The 15,630-nt window shown below is 64.9% G+C and carries 9 protein-coding genes and 1 pseudogene; 4 read left to right on the forward strand and 6 right to left on the reverse strand.

Features of this window, described 5'->3' with window-relative positions; all coding sequences use genetic code 11:
* Nucleotides 1–130: 130 nt before the first annotated feature.
* From V2S85_RS22370 to V2S85_RS22380, 3 genes and pseudogenes are all read left to right on the forward strand, one after another.
* Nucleotides 131–754: pseudogene (locus V2S85_RS22370) on the forward strand (Mu transposase domain-containing protein); the annotation flags it as partial.
* The gene (gene istB / locus V2S85_RS22375; RefSeq protein WP_271184779.1) at nucleotides 744–1,523 is read left to right on the forward strand and encodes an IS21-like element helper ATPase IstB; all 780 of its coding nucleotides are present in this window, start codon (nucleotides 744–746) and stop codon (nucleotides 1,521–1,523) included. The pseudogene V2S85_RS22370 and the gene istB, both read left to right, overlap by 11 nt.
* A gap of 76 nt (nucleotides 1,524–1,599) precedes the next feature.
* Nucleotides 1,600–2,835, forward strand: coding sequence for an integrase catalytic domain-containing protein (locus tag V2S85_RS22380; RefSeq protein ID WP_330705025.1), 1,236 nt, complete (start codon nucleotides 1,600–1,602; stop codon nucleotides 2,833–2,835).
* 527 nt (nucleotides 2,836–3,362) lie between these two features.
* On the opposite strand, the gene V2S85_RS22385 is transcribed toward V2S85_RS22380, so the two are convergent.
* The 6 genes from V2S85_RS22385 to V2S85_RS22410 all read right to left on the reverse strand — a co-directional run bounded on the left by V2S85_RS22385 (nucleotide 3,363) and on the right by V2S85_RS22410 (nucleotide 13,708).
* Nucleotides 3,363–4,295 carry a formylglycine-generating enzyme family protein gene (locus V2S85_RS22385; RefSeq protein WP_330705026.1) on the reverse strand — a complete coding sequence of 311 codons (933 nt, stop codon included), beginning with the start codon at nucleotides 4,293–4,295 and terminating at the stop codon, nucleotides 3,363–3,365.
* A gap of 121 nt (nucleotides 4,296–4,416) precedes the next feature.
* Nucleotides 4,417–5,976: a sulfatase gene (locus V2S85_RS22390; protein WP_330705027.1), complete on the reverse strand. Its 1,560-nt coding sequence runs from the start codon at nucleotides 5,974–5,976 to the stop codon at nucleotides 4,417–4,419.
* 47 nt (nucleotides 5,977–6,023) lie between these two features.
* Nucleotides 6,024–8,837, reverse strand: a complete 2,814-nt coding sequence (locus tag V2S85_RS22395; protein WP_330705028.1) for a TonB-dependent receptor — start codon at nucleotides 8,835–8,837, stop codon at nucleotides 6,024–6,026.
* A gap of 202 nt (nucleotides 8,838–9,039) precedes the next feature.
* Complete coding sequence (locus tag V2S85_RS22400; RefSeq protein WP_330705029.1) at nucleotides 9,040–10,950, reverse strand: family 43 glycosylhydrolase; 1,911 nt, start codon at nucleotides 10,948–10,950, stop codon at nucleotides 9,040–9,042.
* Between the two features lie 4 nt (nucleotides 10,951–10,954).
* Complete coding sequence (locus tag V2S85_RS22405) at nucleotides 10,955–12,091, reverse strand: hypothetical protein (RefSeq protein WP_277667901.1); 1,137 nt, start codon at nucleotides 12,089–12,091, stop codon at nucleotides 10,955–10,957.
* Between the two features lie 42 nt (nucleotides 12,092–12,133).
* Nucleotides 12,134–13,708 carry an arylsulfatase gene (locus V2S85_RS22410; RefSeq protein WP_330705030.1) on the reverse strand — a complete coding sequence of 525 codons (1,575 nt, stop codon included), beginning with the start codon at nucleotides 13,706–13,708 and terminating at the stop codon, nucleotides 12,134–12,136.
* A 203-nt stretch (nucleotides 13,709–13,911) separates the two neighbouring features.
* Here V2S85_RS22410 and V2S85_RS22415 point away from each other — a divergent pair, with 203 nt between their 5' ends.
* Nucleotides 13,912–15,594 (forward strand): sulfatase-like hydrolase/transferase, encoded by a 1,683-nt coding sequence (locus V2S85_RS22415; protein WP_330705031.1) that lies wholly within the window; start codon nucleotides 13,912–13,914, stop codon nucleotides 15,592–15,594.
* Nucleotides 15,595–15,630 lie beyond the last annotated feature (36 nt).

Raw genomic sequence — 15,630 nt, forward strand, 5'->3', positions numbered from 1 at the left:
AATGCCGCCGCGTGAGTGGAACATGGCAAAGGCGCAATTTGCCGTGCTCTTCGGCGAACGTTTCATCAGGGCCATGACGGCCTGATGATCAACCGCCTCGCCGTACACGAAATTCCTGACAGTCCCAGTTTCCTGCCTGATGCCGCTGGGCCGGCCCTTCGATGGCTTTGTCGAGCAGATCAAGCGCGTGTCGCCAACCTGCCTCATCGCCTTCGACCGCAACCGCTATTCGGTGCCTGCTTCCTTCGCGAACCGGCCGGTCAGCCTGCGGGTCTACCCGGATCGCCTTGTCATTGTGGCCGAAGGCCAGATCGTGTGCGAACATCCCCGGCTCATCGACCGATCCCATCACAAGCCGGGACGCACAATCTATGACTGGCGGCATTATCTGGCGGTGATCCAGCGCAAGCCCGGTGCCTTGCGCAATGGCGCCCCCTTTCTCGAGATGCCCGAAGCCTTCCGACAATTGCAAAGTCATCTGCTCAAGCGCCCAGGCGGCGACAGGGAGATGGTCGAGATCCTGTCTCTCGTTCTGCATCACGACGAGCAGGCTGTGTTGAGCGCGGTCGAGTTGGCTCTGGAAGCCGGTGTCGCCACCAAGACCCACGTTCTCAACGTGTTGCATCGCCTTATCGACGGCAAGGCGCCTCCAGCTTCGCCGATCGATGCACCTCAGGCCCTGCGCCTGACCCAAGAGCCCGAGGCCAATGTCGTGCGCTATGACATGCTCAGGGAGATTCGCCATGCGTCATGACCCCGCCAGCGCCGCGGTCATCGTCATGCTGCGCAGCCTCAAGATGTTCGGCATGGCTCAAGCCGCCGACGAACTGATCGAGCAGGGGGCGCCTGCCTTCGATGCTGCCTTGCCGATACTGGCTGGGCTCCTGAAGGCAGAGATGGCCGAACGTGAGGTCAGGTCCATCGCCTATCAGATCAAGGCGGCCCGCTTCCCGGCGTACAAGGATCTGGCTGGCTTCGACTTTGCCGCCAGCGAGATCAACGAAGCCCTCGTGCGCCAGCTTCACCAGGGTGACTTCATGGAAAACGCCGACAACGTCGTGCTGATTGGCGGCCCCGGAACCGGCAAGAGCCATATCGCCACCGCCTTGGGCGTGCAGGCTGTCGAGCATCACCGCAAGAAGGTCCGCTTCTTCTCCACGGTCGATCTGGTCAATGCGCTTGAGCAGGAAAAGACCTCGAACAGATCCGGCCAGCTGGCAGAGCGCCTGCTACGCCTCGACCTGCTCATCCTCGATGAACTGGGCTACCTGCCCTTCAGTTCATCGGGCGGCGCCATGCTCTTCCATCTGCTCAGCAAGCTGTACGAGCGCACCAGCGTCGTCATCACCACCAACCTGAGCTTCAGCGAATGGTCCGGCGTGTTCGGCGATGCCAAGATGACAACCGCACTGCTCGATCGGCTTACTCACCACTGCCACATCCTGGAAACCGGGAACGATAGCTTCCGCTTCCGCGCCAGCACCGCTGCACCCAAATCCAGAAAGGAGAAGTCAGCATCTTGAACCTGCCGGGAAACGGCAGCACATAAACCACGCCCACCCGGGTCAGTTCTCAATGGAAACCCCGGGTCACTTCTCAGTGGCAATCAACACCTTTGGGGACTGGGACGATCCTCTGCCGGGTTTTGTCGAGGTCGACTTCGTGGCCCATTCCGGCACCTCGTCATCCGGCAGCTTCGTGCAAACGTTGGTGTTGACCGACATCGCGACGGGCTGGACCGAATGCGTGCCGGTCCGCAGTCGCGACAGCAGCCTTGTAGTTGGGGCGATCCGGCAAGCGCAGCAGCTCTTTCCGTTCCCGCTCCTGGGCGTCGACTTCGACAACGACAGCGCGTTCATGAACGAGCTGGTGGTATGCTGGTGCCGCAGTCAGGGCCTAGAAGTGACGCGGTCCCGGGCATACCGCAAGAACGATCAGGCATGGGTTGAGCAGAAAAACGGCGCTATCGTGCGATGCCTGGTGGGTTACGGCAGGTTCGTGGGCGCGGAAGCAACGGCGTCGTTGGCGCGTCTTTACGACGTGGTGCGGTTACACGGCAATCTGTTCCAGCCCTCGTTCAAGCTGCGGGAAAAGACCCGGATCGGCGCGCGTGTCATCAAGCGATATCATCCGCCGGTTCCGCCGGCCGCTCGCGTGCTGGCGCATCCCAATGTCGCCATGGCCGACAAGGAGCGGCTGAGCCGGGTGCTGGATTCAGAGGATCCCGTAATGTTGTTCGCCGCAATCCGGGCGGCCCAGGACGATCTGGGAAAGCGCGTCGATCGCAGAGGGCTGAATGCCAAGCTTGAGGAGCCGGTCGTGATCGACCTGCAGCGCTTCGCCGCAAATCTGGAGATCGCCTGGCAGGCAGGTGAGATGCGCGCGACACATCGACGCCCCTACCGGCGGACCAAGCCCTACCCGAAAAGGGGGCACATGCTCGATCCGTTCGAGGCTCAAATCCGCGTCTGGCTCGAGGCTGATCCGGCGATCTCGGCCGCTGCGGTGTTGGAGCGGCTCATGAACGCGGATCCATCGCGCTTCCCGCTGAAAAGCGCGAGGACGGTCCAAAAGGCGGTGAAGGCATGGCGTGCAGAAATAACCGGGCAGATCATCCTTGGCGGGGACTGGATGAAGAGCCTCGCCACATCACCACCCGCCGCGGCGGGTGGTGATGTGGCGCATGTTGCAGTCGCTCAACTCGGTAACAATCTTCGGTCAGGCAACACGGGGGGGCAAATCCTCGGTTCGGTTGACACCCATCAGCGGAGAGCGCGCGAGGTAAGATCGGCTACGGCGTCACAGTTCGCCTGTGCGGCCTTCCGTTCGGAGTAGCGGTCGCTCGGCCCGGCGCTTATCCCCGGGAGATATTCGGCTTCGCGTGGCGGAGTTGACCAAGCAGCTGGTTGTTATGGCTGGCACGGATCAACGCTGTCGCCTACTCACCTCAGTACCTGGCGTGGGTACGGTCACTGCCACGGCCTTTGCAGCAGCAGTGGTTATGCCGGTGGCTTCGGGCCAAGCACAAGACCAGACGAAAGCGAGCGGGAGCCTATCACACCCCCGAGTTGTACGAGCGCTTTGGCCTCGTGCGTCTGGCCGACTTGGCCGCAGCCCGCCGTGGGTGAAGGCGTGATGTCTTGTCCGAGAGCCGGATGCGGGAGATCTGCATGTCCGGTTCGATGAGCAGGGAGTGGAAACGGATCGTCTGGCAAGCCCCACAGGCGCGCCGCACGACACCGCGCCACTTCCTGACTCTACCGGCCAAGGAAGCAGCAGCAACGCGCCCTTTGTCGCCGTACGGCGGCCCACTTCTGGCACTCGGAAGCGGCCATTCGGTCAGGCTTGGACAATTTTCAGGTTTAACTACCGCGAGATACGCATCGAAACCCGATGTGGGACGTCGCGGAGTCGATCATTTCCGGGTGCCGCGCAGCCGGACGATAGCGCTGGCAGTAGTTCTCGGCGCACAAATGGGATCCGCCCTTGAGTACCTTTCGACCGATCCTGACCCCGGGATGGGCTGGGTCGAAGCTGTCGCTCAATTTCGCGCCGCGCGGGTTCTTGGCCGTGCAGCACGATTTTGACGCAGGAGCCTTTCTGGCGCCTCGCGGGGTTTCGCTCCACCAGTCGCTGGTCCACTCCCACGTGTTGCCGATCATGTCGAAAAGGCCGTACCCGTTCGCCGGATATGCCCTGACCGGGGACGTGCGCTCCCACCCGTCGAGCATCTGGTTGGCAAAGGGGAACAGGCCCTGCCAGTAATTGGCCATCATCGCGCCGTCCGGAGCCAGGGTGTCGCCCCAGGCATAGTCTGCGGTTTCGAGGCCACCGCGTGCGGCGAATTCGAATTCCGCCTCCGAGGGCAGTTCCTTGCCGCTCCACCGGGCATAGGCTTCCGCATCGGCATAGGCGACCTGGACGACCGGATGGTCCCACAAGCCGAGGCTTTCGATGTCGCTGCCGGGGCCGAGAGGATGGCGCCAGTCCGCGCCGAATTCGAACCGCCACCAGTTGCCCGGGTTCGAGGTATCGACCGGGACCGGGCTCTTGTGGAAGACCAGCGACCCGGCACGGTCCATGCCCGGCAGCATATCGGGGTAGTCCCTGGGGTCGGGCGCGATCTCGGCGACCGTCGTGTAGCCGGTCGCCTCCACGAAAGCCGCGAACTGTCGGTTGGTCACCGGAATCTCGTCGATCCAGTAAGCGTCGACGAAAACGCGGCGCAGCGGAGCTTCCTCGGGATAGAACCTGTCCGATCCCATCGTGAAGGTGCCCGCGGGGATTAGGACCATGCCCGCAGTCGATGCCGCTTCCACTTCCACTCGTCCTGCTACCTCAGTCTGCTTTGGCAAGATGCCGCCCCATGTCCCCGAGGACGCCCCCGAGTGTCAACCGCAGTCTCGGGGCAAGCGGTCAGGCTTTGCCCTTCGGCTTGGGCAGCGGCTTGGGTTTGGGCTGGCGGTCGAGCACGGCGTCGAGTTCCTTCACGACCTCGGGCTTGTCCGCCGCCTGGTTGCGGGTTTCGCCCGGATCGTTGACGAGGTCGTAGAGTTCGAAGACCCGCTCCCCCGTCTGGTCGTGGGTCCAGCGCACGAGGCGGTACTGCTCGGTACGGATCGCCTGGCCCCAGCGATGCGGGCGGTTGTAGAAGTGGTAGGCGTAACCGCGCAGGCGTGTCGCGCCGTTCTCCAGCACGGGCTTCAGGCTGATGCCGTCCATCGGCTGCGGACCCTTGGGTGCAGGCAGCCCGGCCAGCGCCGCGAGCGTCGGGTAGATGTCGACCGTCTCGGCGGGCTGGCGGGTCGATGCGCCCTTCGCCACGCCCGGACCTGCGAAGATCAGCGGCTGGTGCGCCGCCTGCTCGTAATTGGTGTGCTTGGTCCAGATTGCATGGTCGCCGAGGTGATAGCCATGGTCGCCCCAAAGGACGACGATGGTATTCTCGGCAAGGCCGGTGCGCTCCAGTTCGTCGAGCACCTTGCCGATCTGCGCGTCGGTATAGCTGACGCCCGCGTAGTAGCCGTGGATCAGCTTGCGCTTGAGTTCATCGGGGTACTGCGCCTCGGGCGTCTCCGGCGGGACCGGGGTATAGGCGTTGATCTCTCCGCCGACCTTGCCCGCGAAGGCGGGCGCGCCTTCGGGCATACGCTCGAACTGCGGCATCGGCAGTTTCGCCGGATCGTACATGTTCCAATACTTCTTGGGCACCGAGAACGGCAGGTGCGGGCGCGCGAAGCCGACCGCGAGGAAGAACGGCTGCTTCGAGCCCTTCAGCGCATCGAGGCGGCCGATGGCATATTGCGCCGTCCGCCCGTCCGCATAGGCGTCGTCGGGCACGTCGGGGTCTTCCCAGGCGACGCCCTTGGGCAACGTGCGCGAGAATTCCCAGACGTCCTCGTCCGGCAGTTCGAACTCGTTGAACAACGCCTCCTCGCGCGTGTGGCCCACCGCCAGCGCCTCGGGCGAGACGTATTCGATGACGTGGTCCTTGTGCGGCGGGACGGAGAAGCTCTGCGGGTCGCCCACGGTGCCGTGACCGATGTGGAAGACCTTGCCCATGCTTTCCGCGCGGTAGCCCGCCTTCATGAAATACTGCGGCAGCGTCACCGTGTTCGGCATGAAGTCGCGCAGGTTCATGCCGAAATCGTAGATGCCCGAGGACGTCGAACGCGCCCCGCTCATCAGGTTGAGGCGGCTGGGCGCGCAGACCGCCTGGTTGGCATACGCAAGGTCGAACCGCGTGCCGCGCGCGATCAGGCGGTCGATGTTGGGCGTAATGGCGGTCGGGTCGCCGTAGCCGTGGATCGCGGGCTTGAGGTCGTCGATCAGGATGAAGAGGATGTTGGGGCGAGCTGCCGCCTGTGCCTGCGATGCGGCCGGAGCCTCCTTCGCGAAAGCCTGCGGCGCGCCGGTCAGCATCGTGAATGCCAGCAGCGAGGTGACGGCGCGGCGCGTTCTTCTGCCAAGGTTCATGCGCATTCCCTTTCGTATCTCATCCCGTCGACGACCCGTAGTCGCCCTTACAGCTTGCCCCGCACGCCGAACACGAAGCGGCGGTCGGCGGCGCGGTACTGCCCGATCGGGCCGTCCGCGAAGATGGCGCGCTCGATGCTCGGCTCGTTGGTCAGGTTGATCGCGGAGAAGGTGACGGCGAACCGGTCGTTCACGTCGTAGGAGACGCTGGCGTTCACCTGTGCGCGGTCGTCCTGATACCACGGCAGGTTGTTGCTGAGGTCGGTCGCCTCGGTCCGCAGGAACGGATCGCGCTTCGTATAGCGCACGCGCACGTTCAGGCCGTATTTTTCGTAGAACAGCGTGATGTTGTAGTTGTTCTTCGAAAGGTCGCGCAGGGGCAGGGGAAGCACCGCCGCCGTGCCGCCACCCGCCACGATGCCGGGCACGGTGAAGGTCGCGTCGCGCTTGCCGTCCTGATAGGTGTAGTTGGCAATGACGCCGAACCCGTCGAGGAACCCCGGCAGGTAGGTGAAGCTGTGCTGGAAGGCCACTTCGAGGCCCTTCAGCGTCGCGCCGCCCGCGTTCTGCGGCTGGTTCACGCCGACGCACTTGCCGACGTTTCCGGTCAGGTCCACCGCCACCGGGTTGAAGATGCCGGTGGCGCAGTTGTTGGGATCGAAGGGGCCACGGGCAGGGTCGATGAGCGTGGGCGAAATCGCCACGGTCGTCACGAGGTCGTGGTACTTCTTGTAGAAGCCGCCGATCGACAGGATCGAGTTGCGATCGAAGTACCATTCCACCGCCGCGTCGAACTGGTCCACGGTCTGCGGTTTCAGTTCGGGATTGCCGGTGCCGACGTAGACGTCGCCCACCAGCGGGAAGTTCACCGAAGGCGAAAGCTGCGCGAAGTCGGGGCGGCGCATGGACCGGCCGTAGGACGCGCGCACGGTGACCTTGTCCATCGGTTCGATGGAGAGCATCGCGCTCGGCAGCCAGTATTTGTAGTTCTTCTTGTCGACGATCTGCGAGATCACGCCGCTGGAGATCGCGTTGCCGATGGTGGTCTGGTCGGTGCTGACCCAGCGCACGCCCGCGTTGCCACGCACAGCCATGCCCGCGATCTCGGTATCGAGGTTCGCCTTGGCATAGAGCGCGACCGTCTTTTCCTTTACCTTGAAGCTGGCCGCATAGTCCTGCGGCGCCACCGGCAGCAGGCCGAAGGCTTCGCGCGCGGCAGTCGGATCCTGCGTCACCGATGCGGGCACGACGAAGCCGCCGATGTACTGGTATCCGGTGTCAGCGAAGACGTCGTCCTGGGCGATGTCGAACAGGTCGGGGCGCTGCGCGGCGCTGAAGCCGGGGAACGTGCGCGAAGCCTGCGTGAAGCGGTCACGCTTCGAATTGGACTGGTTGAGGCGGGTGCCGACCTCGATCGAGCGCAGCGGGCCAAGGTCCGCATCCCACTTCAGGTCGAGGCGCTGGGCGTTCTCGACGTTGCGGAACCGCGTCTCGTTGTCGCGCGCGATGAACGCGCTCCAGTAGGCGGGGTTCGCCTTGTTGGCCCACAGCGGGCTGGACGGCTCGGGCGCGAAGTAGAGCAGGTCGTCGGTCATCTCCAGGATCACCGGTGGGCTGATCTTGCCGCGTTCGTTGTTGAAGTTGGGGCCGGTCGGATCGCTGTACTGCGACACCATCTCGAAGCCCGCCTCGTCGCTGGTGGACCCGGCGCGGCTGGCCTCGAACTTCACGTTGAGCGCACCCCTGGTCCATTCGCCGCCGGCAGCCGCGATGTAGCTTTCGGTGAAGCGGGTGGGGCTGTTGTTGCGCGAACGCAGGCGGGTGTCACCCACGAGGCCGCTGGTCATCAGGCGGTAGTCGAACCCGCCCGAACTCATCGGGTCGATCTGCGCCTGCGAGAGATACGGCAGTTCCGAGATGTCGCTGGGCTGGTGGAAGAAGACTCCGTATTCCGCGCCCGTCACCGACTGGTCGATGTACGTGCCGTCGACGAAGAGCTTGAGCTCGGGAGATGCCTGCCACTCGATCGAGCCGGTGAGCGACTTGTTCTCGCGGTCGCGCACGGTGTTGAACTGCTGCGCGTAGTTGGGGCGCAGGTACGGATCGCTGGTGCCGTCGCCGTCCAGGTCCACCGTGGTGCGCGCGGCGTAGCGCACGTTCAGCGCATCCTCGCGTACGGTCTGCTTGCTGTAGCCGGCGGACAATACCACACCGATCTCGCCGATGCCGGTGTCGAAGCTCTTGCCGAAGACGGCGGAGATGCGCGGATTGTAGCTCTCGGAATACTCGGCATATTCCATCTCGGTGCGGATCGAGGCGATCGGCGCCTTGAGGCCGAGGCCCTTGTAGGTGCGCAGGTCTACGATGCCGCCCACCGAACCTTCAAGCTGGTCCGCCGTCGCCACCTTGGTCACCGCCACCGAGGCGATCAGCTCGGCCGGAACGTCGCCGAAGCTGATGCCGCCGCGGCTGTCGCCCGAAGGCGTCGTGGCCCGGCCGTTGATGAGCACGAGGTTCTGCGAAGAGCCGCGGATCGAAACGTTGCTGCCCACGCCCTGCGCACGGTCGATCTGGATGCCTGAGATGTTCTCCAGCACTTCGGCAAGGTTCTGGTCCGGCAGCTTGCCCACGTCGTCGGCGTTGATGACGTCGACGATGTTCACGGTGTTGCGCTTTTCGCCCAGGGCGTTCGCCAGCGATGCGCGAATGCCGGTTACGACGATGTCCTGGCCCGCCTCGGGCTCCGCCAGTGTCGTCTCGGTGTCGTTCTGTGCATCCTGTGCGTACGCCACACCGGCGTTGAGTGCGGCAAAACCGGCTCCGAGCATGAGGATGCGGCGGGCGCCCCTGGAATTCAGCATCAAACTTCCCCCATTTCCGACACCGGGAAGCAGATGTCGGTGAATGCCGGCCACTCCCGTTGTCGGGTTGTGGCGCGGCCGTTGCTGCCTGATAAAGAACGAAAATAAGGGGCGTCAAGTATTAATATTATAAATAGTAACCTTTGAGCGCGCACTTTCGATCTCGGTGGGGAAATGGCGCTTTGCCGCCATATTCCGCTTGTCACTTGCCGCTGGCGTCGAGGCGCGGAACGCCGATCGCCTCGGGATCGCCGATGTCGATGGGCACGAGGCCGAAATGCATGCGCCATGGCGCGGTCACGTCGTTGCCGAACATGGTGTACCAATAACGCTCTTCCTTGTCGCGGAAGGGAGTGCCGTGGCCGCCGTGAGGAGCGCCGAGGCGCCGCTGGCTGTAGGGACCCATCAGTGTCTTCGAGGTGGCGTACATCATGTCGTAGGTGCCGTGCGTGCGCAGCGGCCCGTTCCATTCGGCGCCGGTGAGGTAGTAGACCCCGTCCGCCTTGATGAGCGCGTTGCCCTCGTATCCCACCGCGTCGCCATCGACGTCGACCAGTTTGCGGACCGGGCCATCGAAGCCGCTGCGCTTCGCGTTCAGTTTGCCGATGCTGCCGCCGCCCCACAGGAAGTACATGCCGTCGTCGTCCTCGAACGGGAAGCCGTCGATGCCTTCGACGAGGAAGCTGCCGGTGGTGTTGACATAGGGGCCCTCGGCCTTGCCGGAGGTCGAGCGGTAGAGCCAGGTCTTGCCGCCGACGCCGCGCTCCATGACCGAGAAGGCGAGGTAGAAGGTCTTGTCCTTCTTGCTCCAGTGGATTTCGGGCGCCCAGAGTTCGGCGACATGGTCCTTGAAGTCGTAGCCCATGCCCTCCCAGTGGAAGACGAAGCCGACCTCGTCCCACTTCTCCAGATCCGCCGAGCGCCACAGCTTGACGCCGCCGTCGGGACGCTGCTTGCCGAAGCCGCCCAATGTTCCGGCGAGGTAGTAGAAGCCATCGCCACCCAGCGTGACGGAAGGATCGCGGATCGTCTCGCTGGTGACCAGCGCGTGGCGCGAGGCGACCGCGCTGTCCTCGGTGATGACCGAGGACGCTTGCCGCAGCCGCCCGTCCGGCGCGCGCTCGAGCGGGACGAGGCCGACCTGCTCGCAGAACAGCGCGAAGCCATCCTCGCAGCGCGGGTTGTAGACGGCGGCGAGGGTTCCGTCGTCGAGCCGGACGATCGAGGGCTTGCCGGCGTGCGGTGCGGCCAGCATGCGCATGGTGAAGGGGCCGTAGGGCGTGGGCGCCTCGGCGACGAAGACGTCCTCGGTCGCGGTGCGCAGGCGGCCGGTCACTTCGCTCGCCGCCAGCAGGTAGCGGTCGCCCTCGCGCACCATGGTCGCGCCGCGGCGGCCGACATGGGTGCGCACGGGCCAGTCCTTGCCGACCGGGGGATGCTGCGCGAACAGCGCCTGATCAGGCTTGAGGAAGCGCGGGCTCTCGGCCAGCTTGGCGAAGCCGGGGGCGAGCCTGGCGATCTGGCCGCCGCCCCACAGGAGGTAGCCCGTGCCGTCGCGGTCGACGAACAGCGAGACGTCCTCGGCCCCGTCGACGAGGCAGGGCGATGCGGTGAAGTCCCCGCCCGGCGTTGCCGCCGCGCCGACCGCGATACGTGCGCAACCGGTCTTGTCGGCGAAGGCGAGGTAGAGGCGCTCGCCCGCGACCGTCACCGAGGGTGCGAGGTAGCGCTCGGCGACGTCGCCGGGGGTGATGCCAGGGCCGGTGATCCTGGCCGGGCCGATCTTCTTCCACGCCTTGCCGTCTGCCGAGGTCCACAACTCGACACCGTGGCGATCGCCATTGCGCAGCGTAGTGCCGGTGAGGATCCATCCGCCGTCCGGCAGCCTCGCCATCGAGGCATCGCCGATCGCGCGCTGGTGGAACAGCGGGGTGACCGGCTTCGCATCCAGTGCAGGCATGACCGCAGCGTTACGGTCCATCGAGGGGTGGTCGAGGAAGATGTCGTCGGCGACCTTCGGGGCAACCTTGACCTTCGCCTCCTGTGCCGCGACAGGCGCGACGAGGCAGGGCAGGATCAGCGCGGCGGCGCCGGCGAGCAGTGTCTTTTGCAAGTCGTCAGTCCTTCTGTTCGGCGATGAAGTCGTCGATCCAGGCGTAGTTGGGAGCGCTGCTACCGTCCGCGTCGGGCTTGATCGTGCGTCCGGCGAATACGCTGTTGATGAGCCACGGCGTCTTCTTCGGTCCCCATTGCGCCGACATGGAACTGCCCTGCTTGAAGCCGTAAGTGGCGACGGCAAGCTTGCCCGTGTCGCGGAACATCTTCATCTGGTCGCGGATGTAATGCTTGTGCTCCTCGAACCATGGGCTGAGGCGCAGGAAGTCGTCCCACTGCGCCTTGGGGAAGGGCTCCTTCAACGCGGCGGCTATCACCTGCCAGTTCTGGGTGCCCGCGAGCAGCTTGTAGCGCTGCGCATAGGCGGGCGAGACCGGCTGCTGCATCTGCTTTTCCCACCACCATACCAGCGAGAACTCGGTGACCGTGAACTTCTGGTCGGGTCGCATGCGCGGCAGGATGTAGTCGAGGAAGGCTTTCGAATCCGTGATATCGTTGACGTGCGGATGGATGTTGACGCCGTCGATCTCGGGCGTCGCCTTGACGAAGGCCATCCACCGCTCGGTGGTCGGCGTGCGCCACGCCGGCTTCCACATCTGGTTGAGCGCGCCCATGTAGAGGCGGGTCTTGCAGTCCGCCCCGCATCGTTGCTGCCGGTAGGCGATGACGCGCCTGGCGATCGTCTCGTAGAAGAGGCTGAAGTCTTCGTCCCAGTCTTCCTTGCGGCTCTCGATGAAAGGCTCGTTGCCGATGACGAGGATGTCGATCTTGCCCATGACCAGCGGCAGCACCGCATCGACCCGGGCGAGTTCCCGGTCCATCGCGGGCGAGCCGGGCTTGGGGAAGTCCTTGTGGTTGTACGGGAACTTGAGCGTCAGCATCGTGTGATAGCCGCGCGTGCCGACCTCGAGGATGGTGCGCACCGCGCCGTGTTGCGCGGCGCCGGCATCGACCTGCGGCATCGGCAGGAAGATGCGCACCCAGCGGGCATGGGCTTCTTCCAGTTCGTGATAGTCCACGTCCTCGAAATGCTCGTTGTAGTTGGCGCCCAGCGCCTCCTGCGCGTGGAGCGCGGTCGGCGCCGCGCCCGCCACCAGCAGCGCGAGCAGGCCCGTGCCCGCCGTCTTCAGGTTACCCATCGTTTCGCTCCCTCGAAATAGTGTGTGTTCAGCCTGCCGCGATCAGGGCCGGCTGCGTCCGTCGCGCTCGATCGTGTCGAGCCTTGCCGCGAGGCGGCGGGCACGGTCGGCCTGCGTGGACGCGAGGTCCGTCGTCTCGCTGGGGTCGTTGGCGAGGTTGTAGAGCTGGTCCTGCGGGCGGGTGCCGATGGCGTTGCCGTGGAACGCCTGCGGCTCGACGCTGTGGCGGATCAGCTTCCAGTCACCCTCCCGGATCGCGAGGATGCGCGAGCCGCTGCTGGCGACGGTCGCGCCCGTCGTGACCATCAGCTTGGTGTCCTCGACCACGTATTCGCGGCCCCGGTCGGTCCGCCCCATCAGCGGCGCGAGCATGTCGAAGCTGTCCACCGCCGCGTCACGGGGCAGGGCCTGCCCGACCAACGCGGCGAGCGTGGCCAGCATGTCGACGTGATCGATGAGCGCCGTCGAGACGTGGCCGGGGCGAACATGTCCGGGCCATGACGTGATCATCGGTACCCGTGTGCCGCCTTCGAGGATGCTGTACTTGCCGCTGCTGAAGGGGCCTGCCGGCCGATGGGCGCCGGCAAGCTCGACAGCGCGATCCTCGTAGCCGTCGAACAGGATCGGCCCGTTGTCGCTGCTGAAGATCACGAGGGTGTCCCTCGCGATGCCCATCTCCTCGAGGTTGCGCATCAGTTCGCCGACCGTCCAGTCCAGCTGCAGGATCGCGTCACCACGCGGGCCCATGCCCGACTTGCCGACGAAACGCGGGTTCGGCGCGCGGGGGACGTGGGGTTCGTTGACCGCGTAATAGAGGAAGAACGGTGCATCCTTGCGCGAAGCGATGAAGTCCACCGCCTTGCCGAGCAGCAGGTCGCTCAGGTTCTCGTCGTCCCAGCGGGCGGCCTTGCCGCCGGTCATGTAGCCGATGCGGCTGATGCCGTTGACGATGGTGTTGGAATGCTCAGGGTCGGCGCCGTATCGCAGCTGCTCGGGATGTTCGGCGCCGGTCGGCTCGTCGCCGACCTTGTTTTTGTAGTCGACGCGGATCGGGTCGGCGGGGTTTAGATTGGCGACTCGGCGGTTGTCGATCAATACCGTCGGCACGCGGTCGAGCGTGGCGGGCATGAAGAAGCCGTGGTCGAAGCCGATGTCGAGCGGGCCGGGGCCGATCTCTCCGTTCCAGTCGACCTTGCCGTCTCCGAGGCCCAGGTGCCACTTGCCCACGAATCCGGTCGAGTAGCCCGCCTGCTTGAGCATCGAGGGCAGGGTATAGCGACCCGGCCTGATCAGCGCGGGGGCGTCGCCGGGCAGGATCTGCGTGCCTGAAGTGCGCCAGGGATAGTCGCCCGTGAGTAGCGCATAGCGCGAGGGCGTGCAGGTAGCCGAGGGCGAATGCGCGTTCGTGAAGCGGGTGCCGTGCGCGGCGAGTCGGTCGATATGGGGCGTGTGGATCGTCTTCGCGCCATAGCAACTGAGATCGCCGTAACCGAGGTCGTCGGCGTAGATGACCAAAATGTTGGGCTTCGCTTTCCCGGCAGCGGCTCCCACCCTCGCAGCGACACATGCGGCAGCGCCTGCGAGCAGCAGTGCGCGACGTGTGATCGTTGTCTTCATGCCTCTCCTCACACTCGATCTCACGATCAGAATTGTATGTGCTCGGTGCACGCATAAATATGATAAAAGCGTTTGACAATACAATTTAGGCCGTGCCAGACGACTTGTGAAAGCCGCAGCAAAGCGGTCGTGCGCTACACAGAGCACGAATTGGGAGGACGTTGGCTGCTGAGGCGCAAACGTCAGAGTGAGGAGGCAGGTTCATGACCGATAAGCCGTACGAGGCTAATTCGATCCAGCGCCGCGAGTTTCTTCGGCAGGTGTCAGCGGGCGCCATTATCGCGTCCCTCGCTGCACCCTGGGTGCTGGGTCAGGTCGCGGCGGCGCAAGTTGCCGGACGGCCGCCGACTGCGAGCACGGGCGGCCCGCAGCCCAACGTCATCCTGCTGCTGACGGACCAGCAGCCCGCTGGCCTGACCAAAAGAACCGGGTTCCCCTTCGATACGATGCCGACGATGGACCGGCTGGGCGCCGAGGGTGTCGATTTCCGGCGCGCCTATTGCACGATGCCGGCCTGCACGCCGAGCCGTACCTCGATGCTGACGGGCCGCTGGCCCAGCGCACACCGGGTCCGCATGAACTTCCAGACCGACGCCGCCTTCTTCGAGAAGGACGTTTACCAGGTGGCCCGCGACGCCGGATACCGCACTGGCCTGGCGGGCAAGAACCATACCTACCTCAAGCCGGGTAGGGTCGATTTCTGGCGCGATTACAGCCACGAGGTCGGCGACAAGACGAATGGCGACGGGGCGCGGAACGCCGCATACGAGACGTGGCTCAAGGAGCTGAGCTTCAACGTTTCCACCCAGCCGACGCCGTTCCCGGTCGAGACGCAGTTCCCTTATCGCATCGTCTCGGACGCGATCGACTTCGTCGACCAGTCGGGCGCGCAGCCGTTCTTCCTGCAGGTCTCGATCCCCGAACCGCACAATCCCGAACAGGTGCCGCATCCCTATTGGGACATGTTCCCGCCGGACGCCCTGCCCGAACGCAGCGCCGACTTGCGCGCGCTCGGGAAGCTGGGGGATCGAGCGCAATGGCTGCGCGAACTGGAACTGTTCGGCGGCCGCGACATCGAAGGTCACTGGCGACGCTATGTCTCGAACTACCTGGGGATGCTTCGGCTGATCGACGATCAGGTCAAGCGCCTCGTCGATCACCTTGCGGCCAAGGGCGTGCTGGAGAACACGATCATCGTGCGCGTCGCGGACCACGGCGACTACCTCATGAAGTACGGCCTCGGGCGCAAGGGCGTGGGGCTACCGGAAACGCTCGTGCACATTCCGATGGTCTGGCACGGCCCCGGCATCAGGGAGCGCGGCTCGGTGGGCGAAAGCTGCTTCGTCTCGATGGCCGACGTGATGCCGACGCTGTGCGAAGCCATGGGCGCGCCGATCCCGCACGGGGTCCAGGGCCGGAGCCTGCTTCCGTTGCTTCGGGGCGAGGCTTACCCCGAGGTCGAGTTCCGCAGCATCTACGCGGAGGCAGGGCTGGGTGGTCTGTTCTACGAGAAGGACGACAAGATCCCGCCCTCGATCGCGGGCGAGAAGGACAACGGGTTCGACGAACTCAACATGGTGACGCAGAGCGGCAACCAGAAGATGGTCCGCATGGGTCACTGGAAGCTGATCTACGACATGATGGGCTACGGCCAGTTGTATGATCTCGAGCGCGATCCCGACGAACTGGACAACCTTTTCAACCGACCCGAAGCGGCGAAGGAGCAGGCGACGCTGATGGCCGAACTGCTCATGTGGACCATCCGCAACGAGGACAGCCTGCCGACCGGCCGGCAGTTCCGCAAATACCAGACGAAGTGGCCCGCTCAGCACAACTGGTACGCGCCGCACCGCCATGGGTTGCCGGGATCGCCCTTCGTTCCGTGAACGATGCGCGCCGGGGCCGTGGGGCGCTGTAGCCGC

It is taken from the genome of Novosphingobium resinovorum, assembly GCF_036352595.1.
GTDB classification, from domain to species: Bacteria; Pseudomonadota; Alphaproteobacteria; order Sphingomonadales; family Sphingomonadaceae; genus Novosphingobium; species Novosphingobium resinovorum_B.

Excerpts from the sequence above, each read along its gene's own strand:
- V2S85_RS22385 (WP_330705026.1), bottom strand. The coding sequence starts at position 4,295 with ATGGTCCTAATCCCCGCGGGCACCTTCACGATGGGATCGGACAGGTTC.
- V2S85_RS22390 (WP_330705027.1), bottom strand. The coding sequence starts at position 5,976 with ATGAACCTTGGCAGAAGAACGCGCCGCGCCGTCACCTCGCTGCTGGCA.
- istB (WP_271184779.1), top strand. The coding sequence starts at position 744 with ATGCGTCATGACCCCGCCAGCGCCGCGGTCATCGTCATGCTGCGCAGC.
- V2S85_RS22395 (WP_330705028.1), bottom strand. The coding sequence starts at position 8,837 with ATGCTGAATTCCAGGGGCGCCCGCCGCATCCTCATGCTCGGAGCCGGT.
- V2S85_RS22405 (WP_277667901.1), bottom strand. The coding sequence starts at position 12,091 with ATGGGTAACCTGAAGACGGCGGGCACGGGCCTGCTCGCGCTGCTGGTG.
- V2S85_RS22415 (WP_330705031.1), top strand. The coding sequence starts at position 13,912 with ATGACCGATAAGCCGTACGAGGCTAATTCGATCCAGCGCCGCGAGTTT.
- V2S85_RS22410 (WP_330705030.1), bottom strand. The coding sequence starts at position 13,708 with ATGAAGACAACGATCACACGTCGCGCACTGCTGCTCGCAGGCGCTGCC.